This window comes from Bartonella sp. AA18HLJMS (assembly GCF_042197245.1).
GTDB lineage: Bacteria > Pseudomonadota > Alphaproteobacteria > Rhizobiales > Rhizobiaceae > Bartonella.
Genome location: NZ_JBHIRP010000007.1, coordinates 4913 through 13919, shown reverse-complemented (window position 1 = coordinate 13919; position 9007 = coordinate 4913). Strand labels below are relative to the sequence as shown.

Sequence of the window (9007 nt, the reverse complement as noted above, 5' to 3'; positions counted from 1 at the left end):
CCCTCATAAAGGCAGTATCCAATCTATAAGAGGATGCACTCTAGCCTTCAAAAGAGTGCATCCTTCCCCTCAACGGAAACTGCCAAACCCTCATAAAGGCAGTATCCAATCTATAAGAGGATGCACTCTAGCCTTCAAAAGAGTGCATCCTTCCCCTCAACGGAAACTGCCAAACCCTCATAAAGGCAGTATCCAATCTATAAGAGGATGCACTCTAGCCCTCAAAAGAGTGCATCCTTCCCCTCAACGGAGACTGCCAAACCCTCATAAAGGCAGTATCCAATCCATGGAAAAGATGCACTCCGCCTTCAAAAGAGTGCATCCTTCCCTTCAAGGGTTTTACTCAATTTTCATCGCATCTCATTTTTATGAACCCTCATTTTTATGAATCCTTGGTCAAAGGCACAAAAAGAAGTTTGCTAGCAACCATTGTATCACCCACCTTATGGGATTCCACTTGCCTACAGAGCTTTCAAACTTTTTTACGCCTTCATAAAATCGAATCTGAAAGAATTCATTAAGGCAATTAAGAGTAAATTTTGTCAAAATATAGACAAAGTTTATTCTTTTTTGTGATTGTTGTATTTTTACTATAGTTATTTAAATCGAATTTATATATGATACGTATCGATATTTATTTATCGAAATAAATATAGGAGAAAAACTATGAATATCAGATATTTTTTCATAGCTGGGGCTATTACAAGTGGTTTAGCTCTCGCGATTCAAAAATCTGATCGTATAGTCAATAAACAACCCTCTCCTATTGTTGCTCCTTATACTATTGAGAAAACAAATTTACATTTTGTTAAACAAGTAAGGGACACATCGGATACATTGAATATACTGAGAGTCAGTAATAGAAGCGCATCAGAACAAGCATCAATCGACGATATATACGATAAAGCAGAAAATTTATTGAATGCACTAGCTGGTTTTTTAGGATCACTTATTATATATTTCGTACAACTTGTTGCTACTAGAATATAAGATACAAAAAGTTCTTAAAGTAAGGTTATATACATTTTGTATATATTGTAAAATTTAAATAAAAAGGCCCTTTATAAAATAGGGCCTTTTTTAGTTTAATTTTTCCTTTGTTTTAGTTTAGTTTTTATTGTGTTTTTATTTTTATTGGCCAAATATCATCGCCTTCAAAAGTGCCATTTTTACTTGTCTCACATCTCAAATGACAAAGGCTCTAACTCCCTAGCTTCGCTCCCATAGCACTTTCGTTAATAAGGGTCCGCAATCTTCTTGTTCTTCCCAAAAATTCTTCTGTTTTCAAGAAAATGACCATGCATCCCCTACGTCATCGAATTGGCTTCCAGATCTCCATGCAGCAGACTGAAAAACACAAAAATACCATAAATTTTTATATCAATATCACCATACTGAAACACTGTTGCAGCTTAACAAGCGCTGCTTCATTGGCAAGGACTTCTTAAAAAGACAAAAAACACCTCAAAGGCAAAAGACCTTAACACTGCTCAAAAATGCCATTTTTTGCCTTCCTCTCCCCTCAAATGACAAAGGCTCTACCCCCGGCTCTACCCCCTAGCTTCCCTCCCATAGCACTTTAGTCAATAGAGCTTCCCCATAGCGCCTTTAGTCAATGGAGCTCCCCCCATAGCGCTTTAGTCAATGGACCTTTCCCTCATACCGCTTGAATAAGCGATAATTTATGAGCATTTTCTAACAAAAAAGAGACCGCCTTTAAGAAGAGAGTAGAATTTATAATTGATTTTTCTCCTCTATTCTTGAGAATAAAGCCATTTTCAGTCTATTTTTTAAAATCTTGGCTATTATTCTTGATTTTTCGAACCCTTTATTTGGCTCTGGTAAGAAAGGTGTGAAAGCGTCTCAATCATGGCGCTTTCACATCTTTTAAATAAGAGTGCTTTCCTTCAACAGGAGAGTACAACACTAATCAATTTTTATATCCATAAATGCAGGTTCACCATCTTTAATATAAGTAATATCAGGAGCATGTTTTACCCCCTCTGCTTCAAACACGAACTGTTCATCACTCACATCAAATCCTTGTTCCCTTAATTCTTGTTTTTTCTCCTCGACTAATTTTTTATGAAAAGCGCGTTTTTGATTACACGTATTAGGGGATCTCACTCTGAAAAGCTGATAGTCCATGGCTATAGACCACTTCTCAGCAACCCGTTCCAGCAGATCGTAACTGAACTTTCCTTCCCTTTTCACTTCTTGAGCTATCGCTAAAGCGCGTTCCAAATGGACTTTTTCAATGGTTTCATCAAAGCCAAGCTTCTCCCCTGCCGTAAAACTTTCGTCATAAGAAGCTAAAGTCTCAACATCACCAAGTAAGGCAAGAGCAGCAAGATGCAGCAAAGCATAAGGTGCGAGCTCTATGTCATCATCCGTTGCCCAAGATAAAGAGTCTTTTTCCCAAGGGGGAATACCATATTGAGAGCGAAACATTTCATGCAAAGAATCATCTTCCATTGTCCATTTTAAAGTTTTATCGAGTGCTTTCTTTAAAAGCTGGACGCTCACTTTTTCTTCAAAAATTTCCAATCCATTGGGTACAAAATTCATAAATACCGTTGGCACAACCCCAGAATTATGAGGATTAATCGTCTGACAAGCCGCCGCAAAAATACCGCTCATAATTAAAAGTCCGCGATCAAAAGGCGAAAACTCTTCCACTCGTTGCTCGTTATAAAGAAACTGCACTTCACGATCTGGTAAAAAGAGGGTTGCCAAATAATCTCCCTTTCCCTCGATTTCCACCGACCATCCCAAGCTTTTTAAAAGCCCTGTTGCACTTTCTATCGTGAGAATTTCATCATCATCATAATCGGCAGAGAACTCTTTTTCCTTTAGTTGCAAACGCCTCTCCTGCACCACGGCTTCATCTTTCCAAAACTGCTGCGTTGCAAGATCATTTTCTTTAAGCACTCTTTCCAGCGCGCCTTTCACTTGGAAATTCATTTTCATCCGTTTGAAGACAGAGGTATAAAGAGCTAAAACAAGCATGATAATGATCATGCAAATAACAATCATCACCCAAAACAGGGGATCTAATAGAAATACGGCTATAGAATCACTGTTCATTTTTCCCCTCTCAGTCTTTAAAAAAGCCCGTGCGACAGAGAGCTTATGTGCTCTCGCACCGAGATTGCTTCTTCTAGTTTCTGAATATTTTTGTACAACTCACCCGTCACTTTGGTGCGAAGCCGTAACATAACCGGAATAAAAATAATAACACAAACCGTTATGATGTCCGTTGTTTTAAAGAGAACGGCATGCACAACATATTGCCACCCTGTCAGCTGCCAATTCAATACACCTGGTATTTCTAGAACCATTTTCCACATGATAATGAGAACCGCAATAGCAAAGATAATTTTATAATCCTTTGCTGAGAGCAACACGTGCTGGAGCGAAAAAGAATGCGCTCCTTTATGCGTTTCTTGCTCTGATGTCCAATTTTGCTCCTTCATGTATTCCCCTCTCACTCTTTGAAAAGACCCGTGCGACAGAGAGCTTATTTGCTCTCACACAGAGATTGCTTCTTCTCGTTTCTAGATCTTTTTTTCCAATTTACGCATTATGATGATGCAAAACCCAAATATCACCGAAATCAAGAAAAGTACACAGGCCGTTATGGCTTACGTCATAATAAAAATAATAATATTCCTGCTACCTTGCCACCCTCTTACCTTCCTCACATTGCAAACAATAAAGATTTTCAAACCACACCAATCTGTAAACAATAGTCACAATTCAGCTTTTTCTTCCTAAAAATTCTCCTATTTTCAAGAAAATGACCCTGCATCCCCACTTCAATAGGATTCATTTCAAAGCTTGAATGAACAAGGCTCCTAAAAATACGAAAACAACCCATATACCGCGCGCCCCTACAAGCAAAACCGTTCCTTCCTCACGCCTCAAACGATAAAGTAAGTCCCAAGCACTCACTCTAGGCTCTAAACCCCACGGGCTCTTATTCCCTTTAATCAACACTGATCCATAATCGGCTTTTCTTCCACTCAATGCCACCCAACACTGCTCCTTTAAAGCAATGTTTACGGACAACCCATAAAAAAACACCAAAACATATCAGAGGCAAAATGGTATAGAGAGCAATCCCTATAAAGGCTGAATCTCTCATAATTTCTTCATTATTTTTTCCCTCTCATGACTTCTCAAGCGCTGTATCCTGTTCTTGCAAGACGTTTTTCAGTTCTTTTCTTAAACAGCGATACGTTCTCACCTGCTTAAAGACACCATAATAAAGTTGTAAAATCATCATAGGAATACAAGCAACCACCAATGTCACGCACATAAGCACGAGACCGAATATTGTAACAAGAATATCACTCCATTTTTCTCTATCGCCTTTTTTATACCAATCCTTTTGATCGGTTATTTTACCCCGTTGCTGGTTTATTTCTTTCAATTTTTGAGTATTTTTTCTCAACAAAAGCCACAATGTTATGAAGAGTATGTACAGAACTGGAAACAAGACCCAAACACACACTGTAATAACTTTCCAAAACGCATACAGAGAGAGAAAAAGAGGTGTATCCCACCACCCTGTCAAGTTCTCTTGGCTACCCAAGGATGGGAAAAATAAAATCCTGTTGCACAACTCAATAATGAGCGAGAGGAACCAAATGACAACATGCTCTCGCACAGAAAAATAATCTTTCCCAAAAAAATAGCGTAGTTCATTATAAAATGCTGAATAAAATTCTGACTTTTTCCCCTTCATTGCTCTTCCTTTTTTTATGAAAAATGCATTTCTTTATCTCATGCCCGCTCTTTTAAGAACCACGAAAAGTGCGATGCATGGCGCTTCCCTTGTTTTCAACAAAAAACCCCAATTTTCTAAAAGCGTGGTTGCTCTTCCCAATGATTAAGAGCATCCTCCTCATTACAAACCTGATAGGCTTCTTTATCCTCTTTGCCTGATGATTTTCCAACCATCCCCTCTTCTTGTGTCACGAGAGCTTCTAAACATTGCCTCTTACCCCTCACGATAGCTACAAAAGCGCCTTGTCACTCTCTTTATCTTACGTGTTTTAATTCCCGTCTCACTTTACGATACGTTCTCACCTGCTTAAAGACACCATAATAAAGTTCTAAAATCATCATGGGAATACAAGCAACCCACAGTGTCACGAACAGAAGCACGAGACCGAATATTGTAACAAGAATATCGTCCATTTTCCAGTTCACACTTTCTTTATATCGATCCTTTTGATCGGTTATTTTACCCCGTTGCTGGTTTATTTCTTTCAATTTTTGAGTATTTTTTCTCAACAAAAGCCACAATGTTATGAAGAGTATCAACATAACTGGAAACAAGACCCAAACACACACTATAATAACTTGCCAAAACGCACACAGAGAGAGAAAAAGAGGTGTATCCTGCCACCCTGTCAAGTTCTCTTGGCTACCTAAGGATGGAAGAAAGAAAATCCTGTTGCACAACTCAATAATGAGCGAGAGGAACCAAATGACAACATACTCTTGCACAGAAAAATAATCTTTCTCGAAAAAATGGCGCAGTCCATTATAAAATGCTGAATTTTTCCCCTTCATTGCTCTTCCTTTTTATGAAAAACGCATTTTTTTATCTCATGCCCGCTCTTTTAAGAACCACGAAAAGTGCGATGCATGGCGCTTCCCTTGTTTTCAACAAAAAACCCCAATTTTCTAAAAGCGTGGTTGCTCTTCCCAATGATTAAGAGCATCCTCCTCATTACAAACCTGATAGGCTTCTTTATCCTCTTTGCCTGATGATTTTCCAACCATCCCCTCTTCTTGTGTCACGAGAGCTTCTAAACATTGCCTCTTACCCCTCACGATAGCTACAAAAGCGCCTTGTCACTCTCTTTATCTTACGCGTTTTAATTCCCGTTTCACTCTACAATACGTTCTCACGCGCTTGAAAACAAAATAATAAAATTCTAAAATGAGCATGACAACACCCGCAGGAAAAAAGACTTCTAGCAGAAATATCAACCAAAAGTATACGATAAAAAAACAGCTTATTCTTTCTCTATTGTTTTTTACCGGATTATTTTGTTGATCGGTTGTGTGACCCCGTTGCTGGATAGCCTCTTCTAACTGCTGAATCTTTTTTTTCAACAAATACGTTAAGATGAGATAAAGCACCAATAAAACAGGTATCAAGGCAACAACACACACCATGATAACTTCACGCAGCACAAAGAGCGCCAAAAGAGCGCTATCCTGCGATACACTCAACGACCACTTGGATTCTAATGGGATCAAAAGAGCTTTATGACCTATCCCAATAAGGATAGAAATAAGCCAAATGATAATATGGTCTTTATAAGAACGAAATGATTTTCCAAAAACAACAGAGCACAGTTTGTTATAAAATGTGGAATTTTCCCCCTTCATTTGCTCTTCCTTTTTATACAACTGTTTGTCCTTGACTTTTATAAGAACACGAACAATCTCTCAAGTAAAATTCCGTCCATTGTCGTCAAACAGAATACCCCAGAGAACACTCGTATTGCATATTTTATGTTGCCAATAGTTTTGCCAATTCACGTGCTTGTTTAAAAAAAACACCTCTCAACACTTGCAAACCAACGCGTATCACCCCCATTTCATGAACAGCCCCCATGAAGGGGATAACAATAGCGCCCCCATGAATATATCCCCTTACTATAAACTCTATCACCCCTATTGTTTCAGTAAAAAATGTAATCCGGCGCCATTCATATACGCCCCCTGCGTCCTCTACAATAGCCTTACCCTCCCTTGTAATACGGGGCACGCCATAACTCCATTCCTCAACACGGACAACCCCCAATTACCGCTCCTACAACAACCCCACTCCTGCCCCAAAAACAGACATATCTAGGCTTTTACGATAGCCCTTATCCCTTGAAAAGACAGAAGCATTTTTATTCTTTTCTCAATTATTTTCCGCCCACTTAAGACATGAAAAAAGCAACTTCCATTGATGCGCAAATGATCGCGCAATAAGAGCATTTGAAATGAGAAAATCTTACAACTTTCTTATTCCAATTAAAAAGGCTCAATGATCATTCAAAATACGATGATATCTTCCATTTTTCATTAGAGTTCTTGCAAGCCAATAGCTTAGAATATATTCATAAAAGCGCTTCTAAAACACGAGACAGCCGCTACTTTTGAGATCAAGCATTTTAATATTAATGAAAGCACTAACATTCCCTTGCAAGTTTGAGGTGTTGTTTTGTCAACAATCTTGTTAGCATGGACTGATTCTATGATGATGCGATATCATCACAATTGCTCTTTATAAACAGCATAATGATACGCATCATTTTACTCACAATTCTTTATAAGCCTTGCGTTATAGGCTTGTGGGGAAAAGATAAAGGAGAATCCTGTTGAATATAGCAATTATTTTGGGGTCTGTGCGTCAACCTTCCTTAACAAGAACTTTAGCCAATTATTTAGCGGATTGCCTCATAAAGCGGGGTGCATCACTTCATTGGGTTGATTTGCGTGAACAGCCCTTGCCGATGACAGATCCAGATTATCATCAGCAGGTAGAGGCTAATCCAAGTGCTGCGGTCCGTGAGTTTGTCAAAACCATTGCCGCGGCTGATGGCGTTATTCTAGCAAGCCCTGTTTATCAAGGATCTTATTCGGGTGTTTTAAAAAATGCTCTTGATAATTTGAGCTATAATGCCTTTTTAAATAAACCTGTTGGGCTTATCTCTCATGGGAGTACTGCCAAAAAATGCGCACAACCGTGTGAGCATTTAGTGCCGGTGGTGCACACGCTTTATGGTTATACACTCCAATGTCAAATTGCCTCTTCCAACGAAGATTTTTCCTCAGATGATGAAGGTCGTACTTGGAAAGTTATAAGTGAAGAGGTACAAACCCGTTGTGAAAGACTTGCTGATGAAATGTACACATTTTTAAAGCAACGAGGTGGGAATTAAAGCAATAAGGGAGGGGGCATGAAAAAAAAGGATGCGCACTATCGTTATTTAGTGGTAGGGGGCACTGGGATGCTTGCCCCTTTGTATCAATCACTAGAGCCGCAAGAAGTGATTATTGCTGCACGCTTTCTTTCCCATAAAGTCCAGCTTGAGGCATTGCACAACAAACAGTTGTGCGTGTCGTTGGATTATGATTGTGCGGCATCAAAGGCACAATTTTTAGAAGCTGTGAAGCAATGGCATGATCTAAAATATTGCATATTATGGATTCATTCGCCCGCCTATGCATTTTCTTGCGCATTAATTGAGCAGTTGGCTCTTTTGCCTAAACCGCCATGTATTCTTCATATTTTTGGTTCCAACACGCATGATCAAATGATCCTCGAGTGCGCGCGCAAAAACAAGGTTGATTTTATCCCCATTCAATTAGGACAAAAAACAACCCCAAAAGGTTTACGACGGCTGCCCCATCAGGAGATAAGCCAACAGGTACTGGATGCCATAAAAAACCATATGAATAAACAAAACTTATGATCAATACCTCTGCTTTGCAAAGAAGCAGTGCCCCTTCAATCTCTATCCATACCCGAACACCCTCTTAAATAACTCATACTCTCTTACATCATAGGCTTTGAGAACGAACAATCCCCCTCCCTTACGCCTCTAAACAGCATGCCTATATCAACAGCTCCAAAACCAAACGTTTTTCTAACCCTTCTCACACGGGCTTATCCCCCTCTCACAACCATCACGGCTCTTGACCAACCACACGCCCTATTACAGTTCCACGTTTTTACGATTTTGCAAATTCACAGAAAACAACAAACTGCCGATAAACCGCCCCATTAAAGCCTATTACAAGCCTATCACCAGCCTATTCATTGCCACATCAGCCCTTTTCCCCCAACGCCCTCCATTCCCCCATTCCCCATTACCCCATTTCAATTTTGACACATTGCACAATCCAACCATCCTCCATTGGCACCTTTTCTCCCCATATCCTCCCCACAACTCTCACGGCTCTTGACCAACCACACACCTTTTTACAG

General features: G+C 39.4%; 13 protein-coding genes. 4 read left to right on the top strand and 9 right to left on the bottom strand.

The features are described from left to right. Positions 1 to 666: 666 nt before the first annotated feature. On the top strand, positions 667 to 990 hold the full coding sequence (locus ACFINW_RS05370; RefSeq protein WP_375630071.1) for a hypothetical protein: 324 nt from the start codon (positions 667 to 669) through the stop codon (positions 988 to 990). A 936-nt stretch (positions 991 to 1926) separates the two neighbouring features. Here the strand turns inward: ACFINW_RS05370 and ACFINW_RS05365 are convergent. The 9 genes from ACFINW_RS05365 to ACFINW_RS05325 form a co-directional block, all read right to left on the bottom strand. Next, complete coding sequence (locus ACFINW_RS05365) at positions 1927 to 3087, bottom strand: DUF6990 domain-containing protein (RefSeq protein ID WP_375673891.1); 1161 nt, start codon at positions 3085 to 3087, stop codon at positions 1927 to 1929. 17 nt (positions 3088 to 3104) lie between these two features. Then, entirely contained in the window at positions 3105 to 3476 is a 372-nt protein-coding gene (locus ACFINW_RS05360) for a hypothetical protein (protein WP_375673889.1), read from the bottom strand. 352 nt (positions 3477 to 3828) lie between these two features. After that, the gene (locus ACFINW_RS05355) at positions 3829 to 4035 is read right to left on the bottom strand and encodes a hypothetical protein (protein WP_375621755.1); all 207 of its coding nucleotides are present in this window, start codon (positions 4033 to 4035) and stop codon (positions 3829 to 3831) included. Positions 4036 to 4171: 136 nt separating this feature from the next. Then, positions 4172 to 4750, bottom strand: a complete 579-nt coding sequence (locus tag ACFINW_RS05350; RefSeq protein ID WP_375622828.1) for a hypothetical protein — start codon at positions 4748 to 4750, stop codon at positions 4172 to 4174. A gap of 116 nt (positions 4751 to 4866) precedes the next feature. Then, on the bottom strand, positions 4867 to 5016 hold the full coding sequence (locus tag ACFINW_RS05345) for a hypothetical protein (protein WP_375621752.1): 150 nt from the start codon (positions 5014 to 5016) through the stop codon (positions 4867 to 4869). 30 nt (positions 5017 to 5046) lie between these two features. Then, on the bottom strand, positions 5047 to 5583 hold the full coding sequence (locus tag ACFINW_RS05340) for a hypothetical protein (protein WP_375673887.1): 537 nt from the start codon (positions 5581 to 5583) through the stop codon (positions 5047 to 5049). 114 nt (positions 5584 to 5697) lie between these two features. After that, positions 5698 to 5847 (bottom strand): hypothetical protein, encoded by a 150-nt coding sequence (locus tag ACFINW_RS05335; RefSeq protein WP_375621752.1) that lies wholly within the window; start codon positions 5845 to 5847, stop codon positions 5698 to 5700. Positions 5848 to 5877: 30 nt separating this feature from the next. Continuing rightward, a complete protein-coding gene (locus tag ACFINW_RS05330; protein WP_375673886.1) occupies positions 5878 to 6411 on the bottom strand; it encodes a hypothetical protein in 534 nt (177 codons plus the stop codon). Between the two features lie 124 nt (positions 6412 to 6535). Further along, the gene (locus ACFINW_RS05325; RefSeq protein ID WP_375673884.1) at positions 6536 to 6829 is read right to left on the bottom strand and encodes a hypothetical protein; all 294 of its coding nucleotides are present in this window, start codon (positions 6827 to 6829) and stop codon (positions 6536 to 6538) included. Positions 6830 to 7394: 565 nt separating this feature from the next. Between ACFINW_RS05325 and ACFINW_RS05320 the strand changes: the two genes are divergently transcribed. The 3 genes from ACFINW_RS05320 (at position 7395) to ACFINW_RS05310 (ending at position 8807) form a co-directional block, all read left to right on the top strand. Next, positions 7395 to 7958, top strand: coding sequence for an NADPH-dependent FMN reductase (locus ACFINW_RS05320; RefSeq protein ID WP_375673882.1), 564 nt, complete (start codon positions 7395 to 7397; stop codon positions 7956 to 7958). A gap of 18 nt (positions 7959 to 7976) precedes the next feature. Beyond that, positions 7977 to 8492 carry a short-chain dehydrogenase gene (locus ACFINW_RS05315; RefSeq protein ID WP_375647037.1) on the top strand — a complete coding sequence of 172 codons (516 nt, stop codon included), beginning with the start codon at positions 7977 to 7979 and terminating at the stop codon, positions 8490 to 8492. A 138-nt stretch (positions 8493 to 8630) separates the two neighbouring features. Next, on the top strand, positions 8631 to 8807 hold the full coding sequence (locus ACFINW_RS05310) for a hypothetical protein (RefSeq protein WP_375673880.1): 177 nt from the start codon (positions 8631 to 8633) through the stop codon (positions 8805 to 8807). The last annotated feature ends 200 nt before the right edge of the window (positions 8808 to 9007 follow it).